The following is a 24,778-nucleotide window of genomic DNA, read 5'->3' on the forward strand; positions in this document are numbered from 1 at the left end:
CCAACTATGAAACCTGCATTGTTTCTAGGATTGCTTGGGCTTGCAACTCTCGGCTATGGCCAGAACCTCCTCCTCAACCCCGGATTCGAAGCCGTGCCCGACAACAGCCAAGGCCAGGGCTACTTGCCAAACGATTGGATCACAATTTCGTCATCACCAGACACCTACACCAACGACGGCTCTTACGGCCTTGCCCCCACCGCCTTCGGAAACTTCACCGGGATCACTGCCCACAGCGGTAATGCCTGGGTCGCCGGCTGGTCCGCCGGACCCGAGGCCTTCGGCCAAACCCTCGCCGCTCCGCTTACCGGCAACCAAACCTACACCCTCTCCGGCTGGCTCCATCAAGCCGTCCGAGGAGACCTCGATAACCCTGGCGGCTACCAAATCAGCCTCCTCAACTCGTCCGACTCCAGTTTCGTGGTTCTCACCAACCTCGGCGACACCGTCTCCGTAGCCCAAGGTTGGCGCTTCTATAGCTCGACCTTCGTCGCCCCATCGAATACCGCAAACTTCGACACAGTCGTTTTCTCACCCACCACCGCGGGTGGCGGCTCCTACCCCGGCATCGACGACGTCTCGCTCACCCCCGTCCCCGAACCCGCAAGCATTGGGGCCATCACAATCGGCCTCGCCGTTCTCGCTCGTCGCCGGCGAAAATAGCTAACCCGGATGTCCGCAAATCTGTCGACACCGAAACACGTCAGCCAAAAAACTCCTCGCCCATTCGCAAGGCGAGGAGTATCAATAGGATGTGAACGTCCTCGAAAACCTCTGGAACATCGAATCGCCAACGCCCCAGGTCTTCGACCCGTTCATGACGGAGAACTTGCCCATTGCCGCCCGAAACTACATCACTCGAGCCATCGCCGCCGGAACCCCCATCGCCAGCGCCGTTCGCCTCGAAATGAAAGGCGAGATCAAGCTAAACAACCAATGGCTCCCCTTCGAAGCGACCCAAGTCGTTCGCAACAATCATGGCTTCGTCTGGCGAGCCCACGTGATTCGAGGAATGGCTGGAATCTCCGGTTACGATCGCCTCATCGACGGCGAAGGCGAAATGAAGTGGAAAGTGCTTGGTCTGATCCCCGTAATGACCGCCCACGGCCCCGACATCACCCGCTCCACCGCCGGACGAATGGCGACCGAATACACACTGCTCCCCTCTGCCCAGCTCGATCCCAAAATTCTTTGGAAGGAACTCTCTGAGACGTCCGTTTCCCTCCGTCGAGAAATCGCCGGCATCGAAACCGACCTCACCCTCGAAATCGAAAAGTCCGGTACCCTCAAATCCGCATCGCTCAACCGCTGGGGAAACCCCGACGGAAACGAGTTCCAAAACACTCCGTTCGGCGCCGAACTATCCGAAGAGGTCACCTACGGCGGCTACACCATCCCGACGAAAATTTGCGCCGGTTGGCAGTACGGAACAAGCCACTTCGACGAAGGCGAATTTTTTCGCGCGGAAATCACGTCCGGTGAGTTCAAGTGACCACTAAATCCGAACCGGCTTCCCATCGGGAGCCGGGATCTTCCGCATCTCCGCGACGAAGTCTCGGAAGACTCGCCAGAACTCTCCACCTTTATTCAAGCCTTCCCAGACGGGTTCGTTATCATCGATCTGGATAGCATAGAACCCGAACATGTAGTGCGCCACATCCGGCTTGATTAGGCCAGAATTCACCAGCAAAGCAACCTCCTCGAAGAAGGCAATAAAGTTCCGCCGATCCTGGATCGGCTCGGTCGCGATCGAAGGGTCGCCTTCAAAAATCATCGTCAACAGCCGCCGGAAAATCGCGTCTTCGAGGAACCGACGCCGCATCTGAATAAACTGGTTCGCCCGAGCCGCATGGTTCTGCCGCGCGTACTGAAAAAGTCCTTGCCATAAGGTGATGAATGCAATGACTCCGGCAACGATGATCGAGAGATCTTTGAAGAGGTCAATCCTGGTCATTGTTTTTCGCCAGATAGGTTTGAGCAAACGTCAGAAATTTTCTCGCGTCGGCAATAAACGGTCCAAGCGCGACGGCTAGAACTGCTCGGGCCATCTCCTCGTCGTAAACATGAGAAGCCTTGTTACGAGTATCAGCATAGTCGATCCATTCGCGTGGATTGTCGATATAGCCCGCCGCGGCAGCAGTTCTAAACGTGAGATTCACTCCGAATGTCGGATTTCCACCATCGGCCAGCATTGCCCGCATCAACTTGCCGCAGAGTTCAAACGTGAACTCAAATCGCTGAATCTGGGAGTCAAGGTGTACCTCGTCATCAGGAAAATGACTCGACTCTTCAAACTTGAGCATTGCCCGCTCCAAGGAGGACAACACATCACGCGACTTGCTCATTCACTTCTCCCAGGAAGAAACGTGTCCGTAGTGCAATCTCGCGAAATCGATCTCCCATATCTTCAACCTCCACTAGATCAACGATATAAGGAAAATTGGATTGTTCAAATGCTTCTTCCAAGTTCGTCCTCTCCAATGACGAGAGCGATCTCCCGTCGACACCGAGATCTACGTCGGAAAACCGAGCGGCATGGTTCTGAGCCCGACTCCCGAACACAAAAAACTCACGACCTTCTGTCGAAATCGTCGACGAAATCAGCCGCCAAAGCTCGGCTTTTTCTTCCTCCGTCAACCCATATCCGGCACCAGACACAGTGAAATGATACAACATGGCGACGAACCTGATTCAGCTTCGGTAGAATCTAATTAGCTCATGCCAAAGCGCGTTGAATCAGTAGTCCTCCACGACAGCTCAACTCCGGTCATCGGAGACGCTCAGCGTGCGGGGAGCGTGGTGGTCACCTCGCTCGAATCGCTCATTTCCCAGGCAAGGGCGCACTCGCTTTGGCCGGTCACCTTTGGCCTCGCCTGCTGCGCAATCGAAATGATGGGCGCCGCCGGACCCAAGTTCGACATCGCCCGCTTCGGCTCCGAAGCATTTCGAGCGACGCCGAGACAAGGTGACGTCATGATTATCGCCGGAAGGGTCAGCAAGAAAATGGCTCCTGTCCTTCGCCAAATCTACGACCAAATGCCTGAGCCCAAGTGGGTCATCAGCATGGGCGCGTGCGCTTCTTCAGGCGGAGTCTATAACAACTACGCCATCGTCCAAGGCGCTGACCAAATCGTCCCCGTCGATGTCTACGTACCCGGTTGTCCGCCATCGCCCGATGCCTTGATCTACGGAATCATGAAGCTTCAAGAAAAAATCAAACGCGGTCGAGCCACCACAATGTCCGACCTAAGGCTCATCGAAGTCAACTCAAGAGACATCCAAGAAATCGAAGACAAGGTGACTGCGTAATGGCCATCCTCGACAAAATCGTCAAACCCATGATCGCCGGACTCGGCATCACCTCCAAGCGACTCGGACACAGCCGCCCAACGGTCATGTACCCCGAAGACAAGCGCGAGCAGTTCCCAAGAACCCGCTGGCGACACGTTCTCACTCGCCACGACGACGGCCTCGAAAAGTGTATTGGCTGCTCCCTCTGCGCCGGAGCCTGCCCCGCTCGCTGCATCTACGTTGATGCTGGCGAGAACACCGAAGAAAACCGCCTCTCCCCTGGCGAGCGCCACGCCGTCCGCTACGAAATCAACATGCTCCGCTGCATATTCTGCGGCTACTGCCAAGACGCCTGCCCAACGGGGGCGATTGTATTGCGGAAGGATTTTGAGTTGGCGAACTATGATCGCGAAGATTTCATCTTCACGAAGGAAATGCTGCTAGAGCCAGCTCTCTCCGAGCGTTCAAAGCTCATCTAAGTAAGGGAGTAGTTGTGCTTTCTCTCTCGCCGTTACTGGGCGTAGCCGACGGAGAATAGACGTCAGCTTACTTTGCATAGTACTGACAGCAGTCCCGAGTCGACGGTATCAGGAAGTCACTGATGGTAATCAGAAACGACGGATTCTGAACAACATAGGATTTGATTGAGTTCCAGGTTCGCTTGGTCTCACCTTTGTAGGTCCAAGGTGAAGCCTGCTCATGAGTTCCATGCGCGTAGAACCACAGGTTCTGGAAGACAAGGCTAGCGCTGCTCGATTTGCGAGTATCCGCAATAACGAAGGAATAGTATAATTCCAGCGCAATGTACGATAAGACATCGGTCTGTATCTGAGATATTTGTGGATTCCCTTTTGCACAGTAGGCCCGCACAACATCATTAAAACTGGGTTTCTTGTGTGATTTCAGAACGGAGTAAATGCTATCGAATCGCGTGGACTGTAGTTTATTGAGCCTTATCTGCCAAACAACTCCGCTTCCTCTAGAAGGCGTTTTGTCTAAGCTCTCATCCAGAACTGTCCTGCTTTGATAAATGAGCTCGGTAACCAAGGCAGTGCTCAGAGTCTGCTCTGCCTGAAGATCAAGCAACGACGATTTTGGCGAAGAATGATCAACCATACAGTGACCGATGAAGGCGGCGGCGAACATGTTTACTGACCCAGCATAGCATTGAAGAGCATAATGGTTAGCAAATAACGGCCCTGTTCTAGCCCAAGTTGGTACATAGCCATCACTTCACCCGATCAATCGCGATCCCTTGAGCCTTGGCGATCAGACTCAAGAACACCCGCCCTTCATGGCAAGCCTCGAACCCAATCCGTCTGCCGTTACCGTAACTCAGGAATAGAGTTTTTCCCCCTTCACCGTCAGGCGAGTCCCCAAGACCATCAATGTCGCTCAGCGAGACGACCTTCTCGATCCCGTTCCTGCGGAGCAAGAGCCGACCCTCCGCAAACTCCATCTCGTTCCAGTATTCAAGCTTAGCGAGGGCATACCAAGCAATCGCAAAGCAGGCCGCTGCCATACCCATTCCGCCGATACAGACCAGAAACTGTCTTTCCAACCCAGCCCCGATGGAAATCGCCAAGACAAGCACCCCGACTACGACGAACGACCAACCCGCTCCGCGCTCATATCCCTGCTCAGGCCGAAAGACCATTCGACTCAATTGTACAGTAGCCAGCTTGTGAGTAAACAGCTAACCTTAAAGCCGAACCTTCGCTAAAAACTATGAACCTGAGGCAGCCTTGTGGACTCGAAGGTAACCTCAAAGGGCTCGATGACGCCCGGCAGTAACTCCGCGAATCGTACGATTCTCATTGTAATCTTCTCCTGCCTCGCCTTTTGTTGTGTAGGTGGCGGGCTCTTAGCCCTCTTCGGCTATCGATCGGGCACGGCAGCCGCGAAAGAAGATGGCAAGTTCATCGAAACCGCGTTCCGTGCACTCAGCGATGATGGTTATGTCTTCAAAGATTCGCAGAGGTTTTTTGCGCCTGTCGGAAGCGAGATCAAGCAAAAGCAGAACCAAATCGCCCTCGACGCAATCCGCGAGAAGCTCGGCAAGTTCGTCTCTATCGGGGACGTGAAGGGGTTCTACATGAAGACCGGAACCGGTGGGTCCAGCCACCGTGTGACCTACGAGATCAAGTTCGAGAAAGGTGACGGAACCCTCCAAGCCGTCATCACGAATCCGGGGACTCCCGAGCAAAAAATCTACTCCTGGTACATCGGTAGCTCGGTGTTTGAGAACAAGGCAACGCCGACCAAGTAGGCAGGTAGTTGATGGCATAGGCTTGGTAAGTCTCGGTGACACTTTCAAGCGACCATCCATCCTGTCTCAACGAAAGCGATTGATCCTGAAAATTTTTGGTGAGTACTGTCTGACAAGATCAGACGAAAACCCGTTGCGATCAGCCTAGAAAAGTCGCGACTAACTGGAGCAGACAGGCCAACGAGAAAAGGGCACCTCCGGTGGTTAGTAGCCCTCTCCTGAACGTTTCATCATCGCTCAAGTGCTTCACAAGGGCCGGAATCCAAACCGATTTCAATTGCTTGTAAAAGAGAACTTTCGGAATCAAGACAACCGAACTAAACAGCAATGCTAATCCGAGTCGATGGAACCAGTGGATCCCTTCTCGAAACGCCATAGACCAAGCGATGCCGATCACACCTAAGGTGACCAACGTAAAGATAGAGGTTGAGAAGAAGGCGGTTAGCCGATGTCCCAGCACCCTCATGCGATTCGCTCCTAGGATTTCAGGAGCGAGAAGCCAAAACGAAATGAACTGGAGAAATATCCCCGCTCGATCCAACCAAAGGTTCACCGAGAGACACCGCGATCTAGTTCAGAAACAGAAACAAACCGATACCCCTGCTTCTTTGCGTACTGGATGATCTGAGGCAACATCTGTAACGTCTGATCCACACCATCGTGAAGCAAAATAACTCCGCCATTGCTGAGTTTCGAAAGGGTTCGTTGCTCGATAACATTCCCCCCTGGACTCGCGTAATCTCCCGGATCATCTGTCCACAACACGGTTTTGAGCTTCTCGGCGGAAGCCGCAGCTATGACGTCGGCATCGTAGTCGCCCCCCGGGGGCCGACAGTACTTCATCCGCTTGTTAGTGATCTTCTCGACCAGTTCATTATTCGCCCGATACTCCGTCACAATCTCTTCATAAGGAATCTTCGTCAGGGTGACGTGACTAAAAGTGTGGTTAGCAACCTCCATTCCCGCGTCGTCAAGCGCCTTGACGAGTTCGGGATGCTTTTCTACCATCTTCCCGATAACAAAGAACGTCGCTACAACGTTCTCCGCTTTCAAAATCTCAAGGAGTTTCAGGGTGAATTCCGGATGCGGACCATCATCAAATGTTAACGCGAGCACTTTCTCGCGAGGGTTCCCTCTCGAGAGCTTTGCCAGTGTTAGTCCACGTCTCTTCTCCCGCACATCCTGCGCCTCAAGTTCTTCCGGAGAGCGATAAACCTCCTGCTGTGCCCGAATCCAATAAGGGTCTTGCCGCTCGGGAACGGCGGTGTTGACCGAAGGAGTCCTCTGGAGAGACTGATTACGCGAGTCGGTCCCTGTCGCCTTTCCTGCTCCGTCATTTCCGCTAAATCCACACCCAAGGCTCAGGAGAAAGATGAAAAGCAAACCGGAAAGCTTGGTCAGAATTCGCACGACTAAGTCTACACAGAGAACGACGGCTAGCTACGTGCGTTGGCAGGGTAAGCAAGAGGAAACCCGGGTGTGACAGACAAGCGACCATCTCCACCGCACTCCCATCCTTTAAATTCGCCCTCTCAGCGAACCGCCACTAACCTTTTCCGAACGTGATCTTCAAGCAAGGCATCAACCGAACCGTCTCCCCGAACGGCTTATCTCCTGCCTTCGGTCGTGAGCCGAGGAATCCGATTCCATCTACTGTCACCACATCACTGTGCTCAGACGTTTCGGTTTTTGGGTGGTAGCGTCGCTCTAGAGTGGTGCGAGCATCTCGCATCTTTTTCAGGAAAGGGCTTCCTTTGCACTCTGCAATCTCCGCGATTTCAATAACGGCTTGGGCACCGGTTTTTCCCGCCACCACAAAGCTAATGTCCCCCTCGTTATCAAGTCGAATGCTCTTGAGCGTTCCCGTGATGCGATAAACCGACGTCTCGAACGGAGCAAATCGGATGTCGTGATACTTCACAAAGTCCATAGCGGCGCACGACTTATCCCTGAGGGCAATCAGATCTTCAACCGTGATCTCGACTGGTGTAAGGTTCACCTTCTTAATGCTCGCATCAGTGCCGTACTCAACCAACTTGCGGGCAGGAGTTGTGGCTTGCTGCGGGTAGTGAACCGCCGAGCCCATAGAAATGATCGCGAGCCCAAGCATCCATGACCCAACTCGCCTCATGGCCACACGAAGCTGGCGCACACATTGGGCTGACCGGGGGCAGTGCTTGGAGACGTCACCGTCGGCGGATTCAAGCCGATGAACGGAAAACTGAAAATGAGTTGGCAACCGGTCAAGTCTTTGCTTGCTCGAACCGCAGAACCTGTTTTTGACTTAGCATGGCCATCAAAGAACACCGCATTCATCTGCAGCGAGTGGCGATCCGCCGCCTTAAATGTACGCTTGGAGTCGTGTGAGTCGACCGAAAAGTCTCCGTTGTATGGCTCAATCCAAGAGTCGCTGACCAAACCGTTAAAGTCTCGCCCCCACTTCTCGGTGACCACTGGCGTATCGACAACGTTCTCGATACTTGTTGCTACAAGGCTCTCAGCCGGAAAAATCGCGATGAACGAGCGAAGGATGCTGTTCGCGCCATTGACGTCTCGACTTGGGCTCGGGTCGCTGTCGGAGGGACAGCGAAAGATGTCCGTGTTTTTCAGATAGGGGACAAGCAGGTTCCACCAACGATTGGCATTCACTGTCGCTATCAATCCCGAACGCGAATTTGCCGAGCCTGATCGATAGAACATTCGATCGTCGTTGTCGCCCAAATACAGCTGAACTCCGAGACCAATTTGCTTCATATTCGAAAGGCAAGAGGTCTTTTTGGCCGCTTCCTTAGCCTGGGCAAACACAGGGAACAAAATCGCCGCCAAAATTGCAATAACTGCAATCACAACCAGGAGCTCGATAAGAGTAAATGCACGCTTCATAACGATGGCTACACGCTATCAGACCGATGTTAAGATGCGACTAAGGTGCAAATTTCATCCTTTCAACCTAGTAACTCAGGTCCACCTGGTTGATAAATCCCTCTTTTCTCGACCTAACAGTTGATGACTACAGGGAACCACAACCGCCAAGGAAGCCGTGCACCAACTTTCTCCCAACTCGGTACAAACAGGTTCATCACTGTTCACCAACTTCACCGAACTTTGGGCCGCGTCAACACCCTGTTGGACCATTATTCACCGACTTCCCCGACTGCCCCATACAGCCCATCAAAAAGCGATAAGAGCCTAGTCCTTGAATCTAAGTTGCCCAATAATCTCTACACACGCGCACTAAACCATCTGCGCCGCAAACTTCCCTCTCAGAGTCACCATCGGCAAACCCGCACCCGGCTGAACCGAGCCGCCTCACCACTCGCGATAAGGGCGACCGTCCGACCCAACCTTCGTCGAAGGATAACTGTAGTAGCTTGAATTGTAAGACTGCCTCGACTCGTGTGTCCAGGCCACCGCAGAATTGTTGGTCTGCCCGACGGTATAGGTGTTGTTTCGAGAAAAGTCGTTAAAAGGAACTGCCTGCAAGTAGGGTCCTCTCCAAGTTGATGCGTCCAAATTGACCGTTGGCCAAGTTGTATTCATAGCTTGGCGCCGCCATCCAGTAGCCGGGGCGGTCGATTGTGCCAAAGCCGAAACTGGAAAGGTCAAGCCCGTATCCGCCTCAGCCCGGTCACCAGCTTCGCGAATCAGCTTCAAATTTGCTCGTAATGCCGCCTCCCGCGATCGCAGCGCGGAGTCGCTGAACCTGGGGATTGCAATCGCGGCCAACACGGCGATCAGAACGATCACCACCAGGAGTTCGACCAGCGTGAACGCTTTCAGTGCCAATCGTACCCCCATCTTTGAGTTATCGGTTAGACGTATTCGAACCCTTACGGAACTCGTTCTTTGTTAATAATTGTTTCTGAATGAATCCATAAATTCGCCCCTCTCGGGAGTTCTCAGCTAACGACAATCGAGCACCAAGCGGCGTAAACATAAGGGTGCCAAACCCGTTCGACTCGCTTACTCCTTCGCACGGCCCTGCCTGGAAGAACCGCATCACCCTTGCTCCGATGACAAATCACCAGAGCAACCCCGATGGGACCCTGACGGATGACGAGCAGAACTGGCTCGTGATGCGCGCAAAAGGAGGATTCGCATTGACGATGACTTGCGCGTCGCACGTTCAGGCCCAAGGACAGGGGTTTCCTGGGCAGTTGGGGTGTTGGTCAGATGAGCATATTCCGGGGCTCACTCGGCTAGCGTCAGCTATTCGCGAGGCGGGATCGGTTTCGAGCATTCAGTTGCACCACGCGGGGTTTCGGTCGCCGAAGGATTTGATAAAGGGTCAACCGGTTGGGCCTTCACAAGATGAGAAGACGGGTTCTCGTGCACTGACGACAACCGAAGTTGAGCAGTTGCGAAATGAGTTCATTCGCGCCGCCCAAAGGGCTGATGAAGCGGGGTTTGACGGCGTTGAGATTCATGGGGCGCACAGCTACATCATCTGTTCTTTTCTGAGCGTGGGCGAGAATCAGCGAGAGGACCAGTACGGTGGCAACGCCGATAATCGCGCACGCCTGCTTATGGAGATTCTGGCTGGGATTCGGGCCAGCTGTCGGGATGACTTTCAAGTTGGAATCCGGCTTTCGCCTGACAAGTACGGGATCGAGCCGCAGGACATCATCGACCTAGCGGGCAAGCTGTTGGTGGATGACCGGGTGGACTATCTGGACATCTCAATGTGGGACTACCGGCGGGAGTATGAAGGCGAGAACTTCTTTAGCAAGTTCTCATCACTCCCTCGTGGGAAGACTTTGCTCGGAGTTGCGGGCAAGATCTACTCTCGTGAGGATGTAAACATTGCTCTTGGACTGGGAGCAGACTTTGTGGCGATTGGGAAAGCTGGGATTCTTCACCACAACTTCCCCACACTGATCGAAGAGGAACCTGCGTTTCAAATGACGTCGCCGCCAGTCACCGAGGATTACTTGAGGAGCGAAGGATTGGGAGAGGCGTTTGTGCAATACATGAAACGATGGGAAGGATTCGTGGCGTAACTGTGCACAATTGGGGCCGACCTCGCGTAGCATAAAGCCATGATGATCGCCGCGGCTCTTTTGCTGTTCCAAACGTACAAGCCTGAGTACGTCAAAATGGACGACCACGATCCCAACGGGATCGGATATAGCTATATGGGGCGAGAGATGGCGAACTACATGAGCCACGAAGCCGCACCCTGGCTAGATCGTCCTGAGCGATACAAAGAAGAAGCTCCGCAACTCTTGCTCGATGCGCTGAACCTCAAGAACGGGATGGTGGTGGCCGACATCGGAGCAGGCAGCGGTTATTTGAGTTTCCCAATGGCAGCCAAGGTTGCGCCGAAAGGAAAGGTGATTGCTGAAGAGATTCAGACCGAGATGCTTCAGATCATCGAAGAAAAAGCTCGAAAGAACAAAATAACAAACGTTGAACGTCTTCTAGGAACCACTGAGGATCCAAAATTACCGACCTCGTCAGTCGATTTGGCGATCATGGTTGATGTTTATCACGAATTTGATAAACCTTACGAGATGATGGCGAACATTTTGAAGGGCATCAAGAAGGGTGGGCAGGTTGTTTTCGTGGAGTACCGCAAGGAGGATCCAAGGGTTCCCATCAAAGAGCTTCACAAAATGAGCGAAGCTCAGGTGAAGAAGGAAATGGCAATTTTTCCTGTTCGGTGGACGCGGACGAGCAATGTCCTACCTCGGCAGCACATCATCTTTTTTGAAAAGTTGTAGGCTTTTGCTTTCGCCCACCCCTGGGGAGAAAAAACTCATGCCCAGACCGAATGATTTTTGACAAACAGAGAGCTTCGGCCTCTCAGCGAATTGCCTCGGTTAGCGCCAAAACCTTCTTGATATCGGCGACAGTTAGTCCAAGTTCTTTCAGGAGTACTTTGCTTGCCGATGTGCCCGGCCCAATTCCAACGCTTTCAAATGCTTCTTCTGGTAGCTTCCCCTGTTCGCATATGAGCAGAACCGCTTGAATCGACCTAACGCGGTTTACAAACTCATGAAATCCTTGCCCCGTCTTGGCTTTGAAAGTTCTTGAGAAGTGATAGACGGAGTACCCGCATTTCGCGGCCGCCTCGGGGACGCTCCATGGGTCCCTAGGCGACGCAATCACGTCATGGCACAGCTTATCGAAAGCGGAGTCTAACTGAGGCAGCCGGTAAAGGGTACGAGCCTCGCTAGCGGCGGAACCGATCCGCTCGAGTATGTCCATAAGCAGCGACGATAGCCGAAAAAACGGCTCTCGCTGGGGGCAATTTTTAATCGACTCCACTTTTTGTAGAATCGGGTCACGCCCAAGTTCGATCGTCGTGTGAGGGACTCGGCTCCTGTTCGCCGCGAGAAATGGCTCGATCTCGGGCAGCGCAGCGCGATCAGCCAAAAGGAAAATCGTTTCGGAGCTACTCTTACCAAAAATGACGGAATACGAGCCAGCCGAAAGCAAGTAGGTTGTACCTGGTTGGATCAAGATAGTGGCCCGAGCGGAATGTGACGTAAGGATGGAAGTACCCGAGAGGCGAACAGCCGCACTGATCGCACCGACAGGGACTCGAAAGTTAAAAACATGCGGTTTATCGTTACTCCGGACACTTCGCAGAGCGGAAATCGATGGATTGGTTGAGTAAAGCTCCGTAACGTCGATTCCACAACCCGGAGTCATGATCGCGGATTTGAAACTCGTAACGATATTTGCTTGTTCCACTGAGTATATCCCCATCCGCTTGCTCTGGCTCTTCACACCAAGAATGCAACCAAATCTGCGTTACCGTAACTAAATCCCAGGTTAGCCCATCACGCTCAAATATCGATAGGTTTTGTTGATATATCGTGCATTTATATCCTCGAGGAATCTAACTACTCCGGCAGACTCAGAATATCCTTCATGCTAATGGCCTTCTGGTTACCGTATTCCAAAAGCTTTGAACGAGTGTCCTGGATATCCAAGTTCCGCATCGAAAGCTGCCCAATTCGGTCTTCCGGCGTGAACTCCGAGGCGCCCGATTCCATGCTGAGTTTCTCGGGGTGGTACGCAAAGTTCTCACCCTGCGTATTCAGAATGCTGTAGTCATCGCCCCGCCGGAGCTGAAGGGTGACAGAGCCCGACACGACAGAAGCTACCCAGCGTTGCAGTGAATCCCGAATCATCAATGACTGCGGATCAAACCAGCGCCCCTCATACATTAAGCGGCCAAGTTTTCTACCCATCGTTCGGTAGTTGTCGATAGTTGCCTCGTTGTGAACCGCATTCACCAACCGCTCGTAAGCGGCAAAAAGAAGTGCCATCCCGGGAGCCTCGTAGATACCCCGCGACTTCGCCTCAATAATCCGGTTCTCGATCTGATCGCTACAGCCCAGACCATGACGTCCGCCTATCTCGTTGGCCCTCTCCACCAATTCGACTCGGCTCGAGAATCTCTCGCCGTTGATCGCTACCGGCCAACCGGATTCAAACTCAACTTCTACGTCCTCAGCGGAAATCTCCACCGAATGATCCCAAAACTTGGCGCACATGATCGGCTCAACCAAGTGCAGTCCGTTCGATAGGAATTCAAGGTCCTTCGCCTCGTGGGTCGCTCCCCAGATGTTTGCATCCGTGCTGTACGCCTTTTCTTTGCTGTCCCGGTAGGGCAACTTGCGGGTTTCCAACCACTCCGACATCTCCTTCCGTCCACCGAGCTCATCAACAAACGCCCGATCCAGCCAAGGCTTGTAAATCCTCAAGTCAGGATTCGCCAACAACCCGTATCGATAAAACCTCTCAATATCGTTGCCCTTGTAGGTGCTTCCGTCTCCCCAAATGCTGACGCCGTCCTCAGCCATCGCACGCACTAGAAGGGTCCCAGTCACGGCGCGGCCTATCGGAGTTGTGTTGAAGTAAGTTTTGCCGCCGGTCGAGATATGAAACGCTCCGCACTGGAGGGCGATCAGCCCTTCATTGACCATCTCTGGACGGCAGTCAACCAGCCGAGCCTTCTCGGCTCCGTAGTCGAGTGCACGTTGAGGAACTCCGTCAATATCGCTTTCGTCAACCTGCCCGAGCTGGCCGGTGTAACTGTAAGGAATCGCCCCTTTCTCTCGCATCCAGGCGACTGCGACGCTAGTATCCAGCCCTCCGCTAAACGCAATGCCAACTTTTTCGCCGACGGGAAGGGAGCCAAGGATTCTGCTGGACACCCTCTTAGGTTACCGTCTGCGAGCCTACTCCGACGGCATGGTACTCGCTAGCCGAGCACCCATGTTCCGAGCCAAAAGCATGAAGTGCTCAACGACAACCTCGTTAGGTGCAGTATCTCTAAGGGTTTTCTCGAACAGCTCCAGCCACTGCGGAACCATCCATGCCCTTGCCTGCTCAACTCCAGCATGAACCTCCATGAGCTTCCCCTGGTACCCAGCGCTCCGCAAGGCGACGCCTTCCCAAAACAGCTTCATCTTTGCTAAGTGCGGTGGCCAGTCCTTGATCTTCGAAGCAAAAATCGGACCCAGCACCTCGTGGTGCTGAATCCGATCATAAAACGTGTCCACCAGCAAGCTGATGTACTCCTCACTTACCCCAATCTCGCGTGAAGACCGTTGTAGCTCAGCACGCTTCTTCAGCACCAGATCAGAGGCAAGTTCAACGCGCATCTGGTTCGTTTTACGCTATTCGATCTCCGATTGTCGCTAGAATCCGCGTCCTAAATCGATAAACGAATAATGAGAAGCGATCTCCTACTCGTCGCCACCAGCTTGCTTCATCATCCCCGCTTCCTTCTGGGATCGGGTTTCGACGCTTGCATCAGGCTTCGCTCCACAACCGACGAGGAGAACAGCAATGACGGCGAGCAGAATCGTAGGTCGCATGCTCTTTATGACGAGGATCAAATGTCAATCGGTTCGATTTATCGTTAGGAAGTCGTTCACTTCCACCGAAGTGAGTTTTTCCTCGCGTCTCGCCAACTCCGGAACCCAGCGCGGACGCCGAGAATTGTGCACGGCTATCATCCGGAGTAATTCCTCAGACTCGACTTTAACAGAGTTCGCGGTTCTGTAGCAAGAACCGGGAGAACTTCCTACGATGGTCCAGTACGGAGGACACGTTGCGATGCACCATTTTCCCGGTATATTGGACTAATGATTGCTTCATTGGCGATATTATCTCTTTCCCCAGTTACATTGACAAATCAGGATTTGGAACGTACTAACGACCCGACGCCTGTCGCGACAGGAGCTGTGGCAACGCTTCAAATCAGTTCAGCCTGGATCAAAGTTGATGGAAAATGGAATGAACTGCCGGACGGCTACTATCCGACTAACAAGACGATTGGCGGTAAGTCCTATAAGGCTCGCGGATCCAACTTAAGATTCACGGCCACTGGGTTCAAGTTTGGATCGAGAAAGTTCGCGACGCTAAACCTTCTTTCGTACGATGATATCTACATACCTAAGAGCGGAGGATGGGTTCTCGACGCCCCAACAGTAAAGCTACTCTCCATTGTCTCTGTTGGTCCGATTGCTAAGCCGCCTGCTTTATGGAATCAAGCACAGAACTGGGCAATCCCATCGATAGCAACCAGAGCGTTGGACTTTGACGCTTTTGCAGATTACTGGGAAGCCTACAAAGGGTCGACTTTCGTTGCAGTTGATAATTACATTAAGAAATCCACTTGTACCTTGTACACTTCATTTATGAATAAGTTGCCGGAAACCATCGTGTGGCCAGTCTTTCCGGCGAAACCCAAAGCTGGACCGGTAGTCCGTATTCAACTGCCAACAGAGGCGGGAGTTGAGGGCGACCAGGGCTGGGATAAGTTCTACGTCGAAGTCAAACCTGCTGAGTGGGACACGTTCACATCAAAATTCAGGGCGATGGTAGAGTAGTCATTTTCAAATAAGCCGCTTCCTTTGGATCATCAGCTTCCCCCAAAGCGGGATATAATCGTCTCAAATGAAACGTGAACGAATTTTAGTAGTTGTTGCGTCGGTACTGTTTGGAACGCTGGGTTATTTCTTGGGGTTGAGTCAGGGCAAGTCAGTATCTTTGGATGAAGCGGTTGTAAAACGCCTCACCTCGGATAGGGCAATCACTGATAGTGAACTAATTAAAACAAAATCCTTGATAGCTGCTAATAAGGATAGGTTGGAATTGCTCGACTCGTTCAACTCGAAAGTAGAAAAGGCACGTAACGATCTTGCTACTGCCGAGAAGCTGAAGAAGGAGGCAGATCAGCAGATGGTCAATAAAAAGTCAGAGTTATCCGAAAAGCAACGTGAGTGGAATCGGCTTACTCAAAAAATAGAACGGAAACTTGCTGAGCCGACTGAATTACCAGCAGGGAGATTCACTGTTGGCTCCGACATTCAAGGTGGGCGGTACCGCGTCACTGGCAGTAGCAACTTCGTCGTACGAACCTCTGACGGAGATTTGAAAGTGAACACTATTCTTGGAGATAGCGGGAACGATAGCTATGTTTGCCGCCTTGATGATGGCGATGAGATTCAAGCAGAAAGCCGCATTCTGCTCTACCCGCTATAGTCTGCGAGTTTGAGATCGTAGCCCTTCTGGAAACATGGTCGATGACCCCAGAATTTGGGAGGACAGTGAGTCCCGATTCGTTCGGGAGGAACTGGTGGGGGCTGTTGTCACTGCTTAAGCCTTTAACATTTACAACAGCCCCACCGGTTCGCTTCGCATACCGACTCCCCAATTCTGGGGAGTTTTTGGTTACACCCGCTTCAACAAGGTGATTCTTCCTTGAGGGACCCACTCCGCTACTACGATGTCCGTCTTGTTAATCCAAGCTGCGCCGTGGGGATGGATGAATTTGCCGGGTTGGAATTTGTCTTTGGATTGGCCTCTTAGTTTGGTGGGGTGGCCGTCGCCGAGTTGGGCGACGGGTTTGTTGTCGACGCCAAGGATGGTGATTCGGCTTTCGAGGTCGGGGATGAGCATGAGGCCGCTGTTGAAGTGGATGTGGCACGGCATTCGGACGCCTTCGGTGACGAAGCCTTTGTGTTTGCCGTCGAGGTCGAACATTTGGAGGCGGCGGTTGCCTCGGTCGGCGACGACGAGTTGGGGTTGGCCGGGGGTGCGTTGGTCGATCCAGAGACCGTGGGGGCAGTTGACTTGACCGGCGTCTTTTCCGGGGCCGATGATGGTGCGGACGTAGGTGCCGTCTTTCGTGTACTCGTGGATGTAGCTGCTACCGTAGCCGTCTCCGATGAGGATGTTTCCTGAGGGGAGGAAGGCGACGTTGGTGGGGTTCCATTGGTCGCGATTCTTGTACTTGCCGGACTCCTTGGGATAATCGATCTCCCAGATGACTCGGCCGTTGAGGTCGGTTTTGGCGACGACTCGGCGGTTGACATCGCAGATGTACAGAAATTCGTCGCGACCTTCTTTTCTAAGGTCGAGGCCATGAGCGCCGCCTGCCCATTCGGAGCCGAAGGATTTGACGAAGGTGCCTTTCGGATCGAAGACGCAGATCGTGTCTTTGCTGATGCTGTTTGAGCCGACGGTATGGGCGATGTAGATGAAGCCGTTTTTGTCGGTTGTGACGCCGTGAGTATCGCCCCAGGCGAGGTTTTTGGGTGGGACCAGCCAGTCGTGGTATGCCTCATAGGTGTGGGCTTTTTCACCCAGGATGGGTCGAGGCGTGGTTTGGTTGGCTTGGCTCATGGTTGCTAGTCCGACTCCAGCGGCTCCGGCGAGAAGGTCGCGGCGTGTCATTGAGGTTTAGTTTCGTCCTTTGGGGGTCGTTGTGTCAATGGTGATCTTCGTGAACTGGAAGCCGGATCGCGCGCGAAGTTCGATTCGCCCCGGCTGACCGGTGCTTTGAACGATGACTTGAGCAAGGCCGTTGTAGAGCGACCGGGTCCAGGTCGGAGCTTTTGCAAGGCCGCCAATGCTTCCACCTCGGCTGAATCCGCCGGCTCCACCGTTGTTTTTGACGATTACCAGAATCTCGTTTTCGCCTTGCTTGAGCTTGCCTTTGATATCTGCGATGTGGGGCTTATTCCACTCGTCGGTGGTGCTAACCAGTTCGCCGTTAAGATAGACCCAGCCGTTGTCGTCCGTGGGTCCCAGGTTGAGGGATGACCAGGTGTCAGGTTCATCGACCGTAAGAACTCGCCGGAAGGCAGCGAAGCTGTTTGACGGCATATTCTGGTTCTCTTTGACCTGCGTGGCTTTCCACTTTGTAGGGTCGGGCTTGGAGTTTTGGGTGGCGATCATTTGCCATGACCAACCATCAGAGATGTCTTGGTAGCTGGGCTTGGTGATATATTGATCGGGTTCGTGGCAGTTGGGGTCGCCGTTGCCGACTCCGATGATGCGTCCGGGGCCGTCGATTTCGAACGTGACGTTCTCGTTCGCCAGAGGATTGAGAAACCCGTCGGTGTCGAGACCTTTAACGGTGATGACCGAGAGGTCTTTGGCATCGGCGGCAATGCTGGTCCGATCAGGCTCAAGCCTGAGTTGACCCGTTGCTCCAGTCGTTTTGACGGTGACGACGTTTTTGAGGTCGCCCTTGGTTCCAACAGCTGTGAGCTCCCCCGGTTGGTATTCCAATTCCCAGTTAAGGTGTCCGCCGACGGGCATCTTCTTACTTCCAAGCGACTTTCCGTTGAGCTTGAGCTCGACGGTTTCGAAGTTGCTAAAGACCCAGACGTCGACCTTCTTGCCTTCCCTGCCTGCCCAGTTCCAGTGGGGAAGGATGTGGAGAACAGGTTTGGTGGACCACCAGGATTGGTAGTAGTAGAAGACGTCTTTGGCGAAGCCACAGGTGTCCATGATCCCGAAGTGGCTGCTAATGGTTGGCCAGCTGTGCGGGGTTGGCTCGCCACGGTAGTCAAAGCCGGTCCAGACGAAGCCGCCGGAGAACCAGGGGCGCTGTAGCTTCCAGGTCCACCATTCTTCGGATCCTTCGCCCCAATCGACCTTTCTGTAGTCGTAGGAGTCCATGACGTTTTTGCCGTCGTTGGACTTGTACTCGCCTCGGGTAGAAAGCATGCTGGCGACTTCGCTGCCGTGGATGGGCTGTTTGGGATGGTTTTTGTGATAGCTGTCGGCGCCGAAGAGGTTGTAGTTGAAACCTCGGTTGTCAACGACCTTGTTTGAACCTTCCCAGACGTCGCCAGAGTTAACGGCTTGGGTGATAGTCCTTGTTGGGTCAAGTTTTTTGGTGAGGTCATAAAGTGCCTGGGAGATCTGCTCTCCAGCTTTTGAGGTTTGGACGCCCCATTCTTCATTACCGAGGGACCACATGAAGACGCTGGGGTGGTTACGGTCGCGCTTGACGAGCCGCTCCATCTGGCTCAGACCTTCGGGTCCTGCGCTGAACAGCCGGTTCTCATCTTGGACGAGGATTCCGAGTTTGTCGCAAGCGTCGAGGAGTTCGGGGGTTGGCGGGTTGTGGCTAGTTCGCAGCGCGTTGCAGCCCATTTCTTTTAGCCGTTCGATGCGCCATTCATTGAGGCGATCAGGGACGGCTGCACCAACACCGGCGTGGTCCTGGTGGTTACAAACTCCCTTGATTTCAGTGTACTTCCCGTTGATGAAGAGTCCTTTATCGGGGTCGAATACGACACTTTTAAACCCGATACTGGTTTCATACCTGTCGAGGACAGTTTGTCCATCGAGAAGAAGGACGTGGGACCGGTAGAGGTTGGGCGTGTCTGGAGACCAGAGTTTAGGTTTGGTCACTTTTGTTTTGAGCGTGTTCTGATCCCCTTTGAGTTTGGTGACGGGTGACTCGGCGACGACTTTTCCTTCATTGTCGGTGATTTGGAGCTTTGCGGTTCGAGCCTTGGTAGTACGAGTGGTGATCTCGGCGGTCACGTTGCCGTTCACTTCCGGCTTGATGAACTGCTCATCTTCGACAAGATAGTCTTGATTGGTTTTGTTGAGCCAGACGTGGCGATAGATTCCGGCACCTTCGTAGAACCAGCCTTCGTAGACGCTGGCATCGACGCGGACGGCGATGACGTTTCGGGCTCCGGTTTCAACGACTTTGGTGACATCAACGGTGAAGCCCATATAGCCGCTTGTGTTGCGGGTGATGTACTGGCCATTGACCCAGACTTGTGCATCTCGGAAGATGCCGTCGAACTTGAGGACGAAGCGCTTACCTGCATCCTCTTTGGGGAGTTCGAAGCTTTTGCGGTACCAACCGATCGAGTTTTCGGGGAAGCGTCGGCCAATGGCTTTGAAGCCGTGCATGAGATCACCTTTCTGGTCGAATGGGAGTTCGACACACCAATCATGGGGGATTTGAACAGTTCGCCAAGCGGTGTCACCAAAGCCACGACCCATTGCGCCGTCTTCGATTCCGGCTTTCGCAAAAGTCCCGAAGGAATCGTTTCCGTAGTTGAAGTCCTTCGAAGGATCGGCAGCATGTCCCAATGAGAACTTCCAGTCGTTGTCTAGTGAGACGATTTGGCGACCTGAGGCTTGGTAGAGGGCGGCGGCGGCGATAGCGGACAGCACTTTCTGAGCATACACAAAATTGCCCTTGATTTCATGGATCATTTAACAGATAATGTAGAACTATGTCTACTCTTTTTATCGAAGTCGCGGGCTTGTACTTGGCGTGCCATGAGCCGGTTTCGCCAGCGGTGGTAGTTCGGGAGAAGGTGGTGGTGGATGCTTGTCCGGTCTCTTTGACGGCGGGGATTAAGGTTGGAATGGGGGCGGGGCAGGCTCGGGCGATTTTGCATGAGCTGATGTGTTTTGAGTTTTCTTCTTCGTTATATGAAGAGGCTTCTTGTTGTTGGTTGAATCGGTTGTGTGCAGTTTCGGATTCGGTGGAGGTGGTGGCTCCGCATCAGGCTTTTGTGGATATGAGTGGGCATCCTGATCCTTATTTGACGGCTTTGGAGGTCTGCTATCTGTTGCCATTTGAGTATCGGGGGGCGGTTTCGGGTTGTCGGTGGGTCGCTCGAGCTTTGGCTCCTTCGTCGGGGCTGTTGCATTTTCCTCGTCCATTTGAGGCTTTGGCTCCTTATGGGTTGGATCGGCTGGAGGTGATTGAGATGGCGGTTCGGGAACGTTTGGCGTTTTTGGGATACCGGACGATTGGGGAGGTTCAGGGGCTGAGTTTGGCGACTTTGAAGTCGCAGTTTGGGCTGTACGGGCTGACGATTCGGCAGGCGGCGATGGGGATGTTGCACGAGCCGGTGGTTGGGAATTATCCGCCTAGCGCGGTTTCTCGTCGGTTGGCTTTTGATGGTTTGTGTTCGGATTCTTCGGTGGTTTCTTTAGGGTTGGAGAAGTTGGCGGGGGAGCTTGCTTGGGCTTTGAGCGAGGGGGATTTGGAGGCGAAGGGGTTGGAGCTATTTGTTGAGGGGGAATCGGGTGAACAGTCGTTGCGTCGGCAGTTTGGGCGAGCTTTGAACTCAGCTTTGCGGATTCGGATGGCCTTGCTGCAGTTGTGGGCGGATATGGCGGTGACTTCGGGGGTTGTTCGCCTTCGGGCGGTGTTGCATGAGGTGGGGGCGGCTTCGCGGCGTCAAGTTTGCTTGTCGGGGTTGGTTTCGGATGCTTCGGAGTTGCCGTCGGAGGCGGTGGATCGGTTATCGCGGAAGTATGGGTCGACGGTGGTGGTGGCGGGGTCGTCAGTGAAGGTTCCTCGCCGGAAGGAGGTGTTGCGTGTGCTTCGGGCGACTACCGGATGGTACTGACCTCTCCGCGCGGTGGCGCGAGGCTGGGGAGTGGTGGGATGGCGAATCGGCTCAGGAGTGGATACGTTATGTGGCGGCGGGGTCCCGGCGGGAGGAGTCGTTTGATTTAGGGTTTCGGCACTTGCCGTTTGTGTCTGGTTCTTCGGAGGTTTCTGTGGATTATTCGGAGGATTGGTCTTTGCGGGCTCGGAAACTGAGGGATGGGAAGATGAAACATCCGTTTGTTTCGGAGCCGCCACGGATGTATTCGGCATTGGCTTCTGGTTCTTGTGATGCTCCTTATGTGCCGTTGCATATTGCGTCTGGTTATGATTTTGGGCGCGGGGTGATGCTGCCGGAGGAGGCAGTTCAGTTTGCGGTGATGAACGGGTTGCCGGGGCTTTGTATTGCTGATCGGTATTCATTAGTGGGAGCAGTGGAGCTGGCTCGGGGGTGCCGTCAGTCGGGATTGCATCCGCTTATTGGTGCTTCATTTGAACTGGAGACGGGAGGGGAGATAGTTTTGATTGCTCAGACGACTCGGGGTTATGTCGGGTTATCTTCTTTGATTACTCGTTGTCATTTAGATGAGGAACGACTACTGCCGATACTTCGGTTGTCTAATTTGTGGGATTCTTGTGATGATTTGATTTGTTTGATGGGTGGATCGCATGGGCCATTACTGCCCTTGCTGCTTCGCGGTTGTTTTTCCTCGGCTTCGGAATTAGTTGGGCAGTTCCGGGAGCGATTTGGGCGGGATCGATTGTATTTGGAAGCAGATGTGGCGTACCAACCTTGGGACATCGCACATCTTCGGGGGCTGCGTCGGTTGTCTTCGGAGATGGAGGTTCCTTTGGTGGCGGGAGGGCTGGTGACTCATGCGCGGCCGCACCATTTTCCGGTTCAGGAGGTGATTGGGTGCGCGCACAATTTGAGTTTAATTCACGAGGTGAAGGGGCGAAAGCCGCGCTTTCATGAGGATGGCTTCCCTTTTCGGGCAATCAATGCGGAGCGGTTTCTTCGGACGCCATTCGAGATGCGTGAGCTGTATTCGGAGATGCCTGAGTTAGTGTCGAATACGCTTGACATCCTTACGAAGTGCGACAAGGATGTGATGCCTTCGCGTACTACTTTACCCAAGTTGTTTGATGATCCTGAAAACGCTTTACGAGAGGTGACCTACGCGGGGGCTCATCAAAAGTATCCGCTGATGACGACGGGAATTCGGCGGCGAATTGATAAAGAGCTTGATCGTATTTGTCGTTTGAAATATGCGGATCACTTTTTGACGATTTGGGATGCTTGCCGGTGGGCTTCTCATCAGGGGTATCAATTTAGTGGGCGAGGATCAGTTGTAGATTCGGTGGTGGCTTATTGTCTCGATCTGAGCCGAATTGATGCTTATCGACACCGTTTACACTTTGATCGGTTTTTGCCGGCGGATGGGACGAAACGACCGGATATTGATATTGATTTTCCGGCGAAGCGGCGGAATGAGGTGCGGTCTTACATGACGCAGAAGTACGGCGAGGATCGGGTGGCGACGGTGGCGGCGGTTGGGGCTTACTGCACGCGGGGGATCATTCGGGAGGTTGGCAAGGTGTTTGGGTTGCCAGATTCGACGATTAGCTTTTTGTCGAAGCGGGTTCATGGGGGGATTGCGCCGGATAAGTTGGAGGCGGCTTTGGAGAAAAGACCAGAGTTGCGGGGGAGCAGTATTCCGAAGGAGCGATTTCGGTGGGTTTTGAGCTTAGCGGAGCGGATGATGGATATTCCGAGGAATATGCGGGCGCACTCTTCGGGGGTGGTGATTTCTTCGCGGCCTCTTTGTGAGACAGTGCCATTGATGTGGTCAGCGGGTGAGGATCCGGCGGGTGGTCATTTGAAGATCATCCAGTGGGATAAGCGGTCGGCGAAGCACTACTTCGACAAGTTCGATATCTTGTGCCTTCGGGGGCAGGATGTTTTGGAGGGGACTCAGGACCGGGTGGTGGTGCGGGATCGGTCGTTTGACGTGGCTTCCATTCCCTCGGATGATCCGGATGTTTATGCGACGATGCGGTCGGGGGAGCTGATAGGGATTCCGCAGTCGGCTTCGCCAGCAATGAGGCAGGCGCATATTCGGCTGAAGACGAAGAACCTCGAAGATGCCTCACTTGTTCAGGCGGGGATTCGGCCGGGCGTTGGCGGGGCGGTGAAGCTGAATGAGATGATTGCGCGGCGGCACGGGAAGCCGTTTACGTTTTCGCATCCTGACCTGGAGGAGATTTTGGGGATTACTTACGGGATCATCGTTTTTCAGGAGCAGGTTGACCTGTTGTTGCAGAAGTTTGCAGGGTACTCGGGCGGAGAGGCGGAAGATACTCGGGAGCAGATTCATAAGCGGCGGCGGGAGGATTTTGGGCGGGAGATTCGCGAACGGGTCCTTCAAAGGATTCAGGCGAATGGATACGGGTTGCAGGTTGCCGAAGAAGTCTTTGAGCTGATCGCGGGATTCAAAGGTTATGGCTTTGCCCAGGGGCACGCGCTGGCGTTTGCCGAGATTTCGGTGCGGTCGATCTATTGCCAGCAACACTATCCAGCGGAGTACTTCGCTTCCCTACTCGATGCTCAGCCAGCTGGTTACTACGGGCCATGTACGTTGGTGAACGAAGCTCGGAACCGGGGGGTGGCGGTTTTGCCGGTGGACGTGAATTTGAGCGAGGTGGGGTTTGCGGTGGAGGATGTGAAGTCGGTGATGGATCCACATATCGTGGTTCCGAATGGGGGGATTCGGGTGGCTTTGTCGCAGATTTCGGGCTTAAATCGGGATTTGGCTTTACGGATTGTGTTAGCTCGGCCTTATGAGAGTGTGTTTGATTTTGCGATGAAAACGAATCCTTCGCGGGATGATTTGGAGCGGTTGATATTGGTGGGGGCGTTTGATTCGTTGCATGCGAATCGGCGGCAGTTGTTGTGGGCGTTGCCGGCGATTTTGGATTATGCCAGGGCGTTTAATACTCCGGGGACGTTGCCGCTGGGGGCGCCGATTCCGGTGTTGCCTTCTGATATTGCGGATTTTAACCAGGCCGAACGGGCGATTCATGAGCGTCGGTATCTAGATTTGGATATTGACCATCACCTCATGAGCTTCGAGCGGGAGCGGGTGGCAAGCCGGGGCGGGGTGACTTCTGCGGTGGCTCGTCGGCTTGCGCATGGGCGGAAGGCGATTGTGGTGGGGAATCCGATTCGGCTGCGTTTTCCGCCGACGCCAAGTGGGCGGCGGGTGGTGTTTTTTGATTTGGAGGATGAGTCGGGGCTGCTGAACGTGACTTGTTTTGACGAGACCTATCAGCGGGATGGGCACGCGATTGTTTGCTCGCCTTATGTGACGATCATCGGGGAAGCACAGGTTCGAGATGATCATGTGGCTTTTCTGGCGTCGCGGGTTTTTCCTTATCGGCCGTTGATTACTTCTCTGTTAGGGGTTCCGGGAGCGGCGGCGACGGGTTCGAGCGACATGGGCTGGGGGCACTCGCCGTTGCCGATTGTCACTGCGGATTTTCTGGTGGGATGATGAAACGGCGTTGAAACGACCGTTCTGTAC

At 53.7% G+C, this 24,778-nt stretch carries 27 protein-coding genes; 11 read left to right on the forward strand and 16 right to left on the reverse strand.

Translation table 11 applies throughout. The annotated features are described in order from the left end of the window. Nucleotides 1–6 precede the first annotated feature (6 nt). A complete protein-coding gene (locus tag WCK51_09970; GenBank protein ID MEI7577210.1) occupies nucleotides 7–663 on the forward strand; it encodes a PEP-CTERM sorting domain-containing protein in 657 nt (218 codons plus the stop codon). A 91-nt stretch (nucleotides 664–754) separates the two neighbouring features. Beyond that, the gene (locus tag WCK51_09975; GenBank protein ID MEI7577211.1) at nucleotides 755–1,492 is read left to right on the forward strand and encodes a DUF6544 family protein; all 738 of its coding nucleotides are present in this window, start codon (nucleotides 755–757) and stop codon (nucleotides 1,490–1,492) included. A 3-nt stretch (nucleotides 1,493–1,495) separates the two neighbouring features. Here the strand turns inward: WCK51_09975 and WCK51_09980 are convergent, their stop codons facing one another. Genes WCK51_09980 through WCK51_09990 form a run of 3 tightly spaced genes read right to left on the reverse strand, consistent with a single transcriptional unit; the run spans nucleotide 1,496 to nucleotide 2,658 of the window. Next, nucleotides 1,496–1,954 carry a hypothetical protein gene (locus tag WCK51_09980; GenBank protein ID MEI7577212.1) on the reverse strand — a complete coding sequence of 153 codons (459 nt, stop codon included), beginning with the start codon at nucleotides 1,952–1,954 and terminating at the stop codon, nucleotides 1,496–1,498. Continuing rightward, nucleotides 1,941–2,345, reverse strand: a complete 405-nt coding sequence (locus WCK51_09985; protein ID MEI7577213.1) for an HI0074 family nucleotidyltransferase substrate-binding subunit — start codon at nucleotides 2,343–2,345, stop codon at nucleotides 1,941–1,943. Before WCK51_09985 ends, WCK51_09980 begins: the two co-directional genes overlap by 14 nt. Continuing rightward, nucleotides 2,329–2,658 carry a nucleotidyltransferase domain-containing protein gene (locus WCK51_09990; protein ID MEI7577214.1) on the reverse strand — a complete coding sequence of 110 codons (330 nt, stop codon included), beginning with the start codon at nucleotides 2,656–2,658 and terminating at the stop codon, nucleotides 2,329–2,331. The genes WCK51_09985 and WCK51_09990 overlap by 17 nt, the downstream gene beginning before the upstream one ends. Nucleotides 2,659–2,769: 111 nt before the next feature. Between WCK51_09990 and WCK51_09995 the strand changes: the two genes are divergently transcribed. Both WCK51_09995 and nuoI read left to right on the forward strand, forming a co-directional pair. Beyond that, nucleotides 2,770–3,309, forward strand: a complete 540-nt coding sequence (locus tag WCK51_09995; GenBank protein MEI7577215.1) for an NADH-quinone oxidoreductase subunit B family protein — start codon at nucleotides 2,770–2,772, stop codon at nucleotides 3,307–3,309. Next, complete coding sequence (gene nuoI, locus WCK51_10000; GenBank protein ID MEI7577216.1) at nucleotides 3,309–3,770, forward strand: NADH-quinone oxidoreductase subunit NuoI; 462 nt, start codon at nucleotides 3,309–3,311, stop codon at nucleotides 3,768–3,770. Before WCK51_09995 ends, nuoI begins: the two co-directional genes overlap by 1 nt. Nucleotides 3,771–3,837: 67 nt before the next feature. On the opposite strand, the gene WCK51_10005 is transcribed toward nuoI, so the two are convergent. Both WCK51_10005 and WCK51_10010 read right to left on the reverse strand, forming a co-directional pair. Then, a complete protein-coding gene (locus WCK51_10005) occupies nucleotides 3,838–4,437 on the reverse strand; it encodes a hypothetical protein (protein MEI7577217.1) in 600 nt (199 codons plus the stop codon). A gap of 82 nt (nucleotides 4,438–4,519) precedes the next feature. Continuing rightward, a complete protein-coding gene (locus tag WCK51_10010; GenBank protein MEI7577218.1) occupies nucleotides 4,520–4,948 on the reverse strand; it encodes a hypothetical protein in 429 nt (142 codons plus the stop codon). 120 nt (nucleotides 4,949–5,068) lie between these two features. Between WCK51_10010 and WCK51_10015 the strand changes: the two genes are divergently transcribed. Then, a complete protein-coding gene (locus tag WCK51_10015) occupies nucleotides 5,069–5,560 on the forward strand; it encodes a hypothetical protein (GenBank protein ID MEI7577219.1) in 492 nt (163 codons plus the stop codon). Between the two features lie 139 nt (nucleotides 5,561–5,699). Here WCK51_10015 and WCK51_10020 read toward each other — a convergent pair whose 3' ends face one another. From WCK51_10020 to WCK51_10040, 5 genes are all read right to left on the reverse strand, one after another. Beyond that, on the reverse strand, nucleotides 5,700–6,113 hold the full coding sequence (locus tag WCK51_10020; GenBank protein MEI7577220.1) for a hypothetical protein: 414 nt from the start codon (nucleotides 6,111–6,113) through the stop codon (nucleotides 5,700–5,702). Beyond that, nucleotides 6,110–6,970, reverse strand: coding sequence for a polysaccharide deacetylase family protein (locus tag WCK51_10025; protein MEI7577221.1), 861 nt, complete (start codon nucleotides 6,968–6,970; stop codon nucleotides 6,110–6,112). Before WCK51_10025 ends, WCK51_10020 begins: the two co-directional genes overlap by 4 nt. 136 nt (nucleotides 6,971–7,106) lie before the next feature. Next, nucleotides 7,107–7,691 (reverse strand): hypothetical protein, encoded by a 585-nt coding sequence (locus WCK51_10030; protein ID MEI7577222.1) that lies wholly within the window; start codon nucleotides 7,689–7,691, stop codon nucleotides 7,107–7,109. Further along, complete coding sequence (locus WCK51_10035) at nucleotides 7,688–8,443, reverse strand: prepilin-type N-terminal cleavage/methylation domain-containing protein (GenBank protein ID MEI7577223.1); 756 nt, start codon at nucleotides 8,441–8,443, stop codon at nucleotides 7,688–7,690. The genes WCK51_10030 and WCK51_10035 overlap by 4 nt, the downstream gene beginning before the upstream one ends. Nucleotides 8,444–8,869: 426 nt before the next feature. Further along, nucleotides 8,870–9,358, reverse strand: coding sequence for a prepilin-type N-terminal cleavage/methylation domain-containing protein (locus WCK51_10040; GenBank protein ID MEI7577224.1), 489 nt, complete (start codon nucleotides 9,356–9,358; stop codon nucleotides 8,870–8,872). A gap of 143 nt (nucleotides 9,359–9,501) precedes the next feature. Between WCK51_10040 and WCK51_10045 the strand changes: the two genes are divergently transcribed. Both WCK51_10045 and WCK51_10050 read left to right on the forward strand, forming a co-directional pair. Continuing rightward, nucleotides 9,502–10,560 carry an NADH:flavin oxidoreductase gene (locus tag WCK51_10045; protein MEI7577225.1) on the forward strand — a complete coding sequence of 353 codons (1,059 nt, stop codon included), beginning with the start codon at nucleotides 9,502–9,504 and terminating at the stop codon, nucleotides 10,558–10,560. Nucleotides 10,561–10,599: 39 nt separating this feature from the next. Next, nucleotides 10,600–11,283 (forward strand): methyltransferase domain-containing protein, encoded by a 684-nt coding sequence (locus WCK51_10050; GenBank protein MEI7577226.1) that lies wholly within the window; start codon nucleotides 10,600–10,602, stop codon nucleotides 11,281–11,283. An 82-nt stretch (nucleotides 11,284–11,365) separates the two neighbouring features. Here the strand turns inward: WCK51_10050 and WCK51_10055 are convergent, their stop codons facing one another. The 4 genes from WCK51_10055 to WCK51_10070 form a co-directional block, all read right to left on the reverse strand. Further along, nucleotides 11,366–12,259 (reverse strand): AraC family transcriptional regulator, encoded by an 894-nt coding sequence (locus tag WCK51_10055; GenBank protein MEI7577227.1) that lies wholly within the window; start codon nucleotides 12,257–12,259, stop codon nucleotides 11,366–11,368. 152 nt (nucleotides 12,260–12,411) lie between these two features. Further along, entirely contained in the window at nucleotides 12,412–13,731 is a 1,320-nt protein-coding gene (gene argG / locus WCK51_10060) for an argininosuccinate synthase (protein ID MEI7577228.1), read from the reverse strand. A 24-nt stretch (nucleotides 13,732–13,755) separates the two neighbouring features. Beyond that, a complete protein-coding gene (locus WCK51_10065) occupies nucleotides 13,756–14,181 on the reverse strand; it encodes a group III truncated hemoglobin (protein MEI7577229.1) in 426 nt (141 codons plus the stop codon). An 84-nt stretch (nucleotides 14,182–14,265) separates the two neighbouring features. Further along, nucleotides 14,266–14,397 (reverse strand): hypothetical protein, encoded by a 132-nt coding sequence (locus tag WCK51_10070; GenBank protein MEI7577230.1) that lies wholly within the window; start codon nucleotides 14,395–14,397, stop codon nucleotides 14,266–14,268. 270 nt (nucleotides 14,398–14,667) lie between these two features. Here WCK51_10070 and WCK51_10075 point away from each other — a divergent pair, with 270 nt between their 5' ends. Then, entirely contained in the window at nucleotides 14,668–15,414 is a 747-nt protein-coding gene (locus WCK51_10075; protein ID MEI7577231.1) for a hypothetical protein, read from the forward strand. Between the two features lie 67 nt (nucleotides 15,415–15,481). Further along, the gene (locus WCK51_10080; GenBank protein ID MEI7577232.1) at nucleotides 15,482–16,069 is read left to right on the forward strand and encodes a hypothetical protein; all 588 of its coding nucleotides are present in this window, start codon (nucleotides 15,482–15,484) and stop codon (nucleotides 16,067–16,069) included. A 189-nt stretch (nucleotides 16,070–16,258) separates the two neighbouring features. Here WCK51_10080 and WCK51_10085 read toward each other — a convergent pair whose 3' ends face one another. Both WCK51_10085 and galA read right to left on the reverse strand, forming a co-directional pair. After that, nucleotides 16,259–17,263, reverse strand: a complete 1,005-nt coding sequence (locus WCK51_10085; protein ID MEI7577233.1) for a hypothetical protein — start codon at nucleotides 17,261–17,263, stop codon at nucleotides 16,259–16,261. Between the two features lie 6 nt (nucleotides 17,264–17,269). Next, nucleotides 17,270–20,062, reverse strand: a complete 2,793-nt coding sequence (gene galA, locus WCK51_10090; protein ID MEI7577234.1) for a beta-galactosidase GalA — start codon at nucleotides 20,060–20,062, stop codon at nucleotides 17,270–17,272. A gap of 20 nt (nucleotides 20,063–20,082) precedes the next feature. Between galA and WCK51_10095 the strand changes: the two genes are divergently transcribed. Continuing rightward, nucleotides 20,083–21,213, forward strand: coding sequence for a hypothetical protein (locus WCK51_10095; protein MEI7577235.1), 1,131 nt, complete (start codon nucleotides 20,083–20,085; stop codon nucleotides 21,211–21,213). Next, nucleotides 21,182–24,748, forward strand: a complete 3,567-nt coding sequence (gene dnaE, locus WCK51_10100) for a DNA polymerase III subunit alpha (GenBank protein MEI7577236.1) — start codon at nucleotides 21,182–21,184, stop codon at nucleotides 24,746–24,748. The genes WCK51_10095 and dnaE overlap by 32 nt, the downstream gene beginning before the upstream one ends. Nucleotides 24,749–24,778: the final 30 nt, after the last annotated feature.

This window comes from Armatimonadota bacterium, from assembly GCA_037138755.1.
GTDB lineage: Bacteria > Armatimonadota > Fimbriimonadia > Fimbriimonadales > Fimbriimonadaceae > Fimbriimonas.

Excerpts from the sequence above, each read along its gene's own strand:
- WCK51_09970 (MEI7577210.1), top strand. The coding sequence starts at position 7 with ATGAAACCTGCATTGTTTCTAGGATTGCTTGGGCTTGCAACTCTCGGC.
- WCK51_09980 (MEI7577212.1), bottom strand. The coding sequence starts at position 1,954 with ATGACCAGGATTGACCTCTTCAAAGATCTCTCGATCATCGTTGCCGGA.
- WCK51_09985 (MEI7577213.1), bottom strand. The coding sequence starts at position 2,345 with ATGAGCAAGTCGCGTGATGTGTTGTCCTCCTTGGAGCGGGCAATGCTC.
- nuoI (MEI7577216.1), top strand. The coding sequence starts at position 3,309 with ATGGCCATCCTCGACAAAATCGTCAAACCCATGATCGCCGGACTCGGC.
- WCK51_10005 (MEI7577217.1), bottom strand. The coding sequence starts at position 4,437 with ATGTTCGCCGCCGCCTTCATCGGTCACTGTATGGTTGATCATTCTTCG.
- WCK51_10010 (MEI7577218.1), bottom strand. The coding sequence starts at position 4,948 with ATGGTCTTTCGGCCTGAGCAGGGATATGAGCGCGGAGCGGGTTGGTCG.
- WCK51_10015 (MEI7577219.1), top strand. The coding sequence starts at position 5,069 with ATGACGCCCGGCAGTAACTCCGCGAATCGTACGATTCTCATTGTAATC.
- WCK51_10030 (MEI7577222.1), bottom strand. The coding sequence starts at position 7,691 with ATGAGGCGAGTTGGGTCATGGATGCTTGGGCTCGCGATCATTTCTATG.
- WCK51_10035 (MEI7577223.1), bottom strand. The coding sequence starts at position 8,443 with ATGAAGCGTGCATTTACTCTTATCGAGCTCCTGGTTGTGATTGCAGTT.
- WCK51_10040 (MEI7577224.1), bottom strand. The coding sequence starts at position 9,358 with ATGGGGGTACGATTGGCACTGAAAGCGTTCACGCTGGTCGAACTCCTG.
- WCK51_10050 (MEI7577226.1), top strand. The coding sequence starts at position 10,600 with ATGATGATCGCCGCGGCTCTTTTGCTGTTCCAAACGTACAAGCCTGAG.
- WCK51_10065 (MEI7577229.1), bottom strand. The coding sequence starts at position 14,181 with ATGCGCGTTGAACTTGCCTCTGATCTGGTGCTGAAGAAGCGTGCTGAG.
- WCK51_10070 (MEI7577230.1), bottom strand. The coding sequence starts at position 14,397 with ATGCGACCTACGATTCTGCTCGCCGTCATTGCTGTTCTCCTCGTCGGT.
- WCK51_10075 (MEI7577231.1), top strand. The coding sequence starts at position 14,668 with ATGATTGCTTCATTGGCGATATTATCTCTTTCCCCAGTTACATTGACA.
- WCK51_10080 (MEI7577232.1), top strand. The coding sequence starts at position 15,482 with ATGAAACGTGAACGAATTTTAGTAGTTGTTGCGTCGGTACTGTTTGGA.
- WCK51_10085 (MEI7577233.1), bottom strand. The coding sequence starts at position 17,263 with ATGACACGCCGCGACCTTCTCGCCGGAGCCGCTGGAGTCGGACTAGCA.
- galA (MEI7577234.1), bottom strand. The coding sequence starts at position 20,062 with ATGATCCATGAAATCAAGGGCAATTTTGTGTATGCTCAGAAAGTGCTG.
- WCK51_10095 (MEI7577235.1), top strand. The coding sequence starts at position 20,083 with ATGTCTACTCTTTTTATCGAAGTCGCGGGCTTGTACTTGGCGTGCCAT.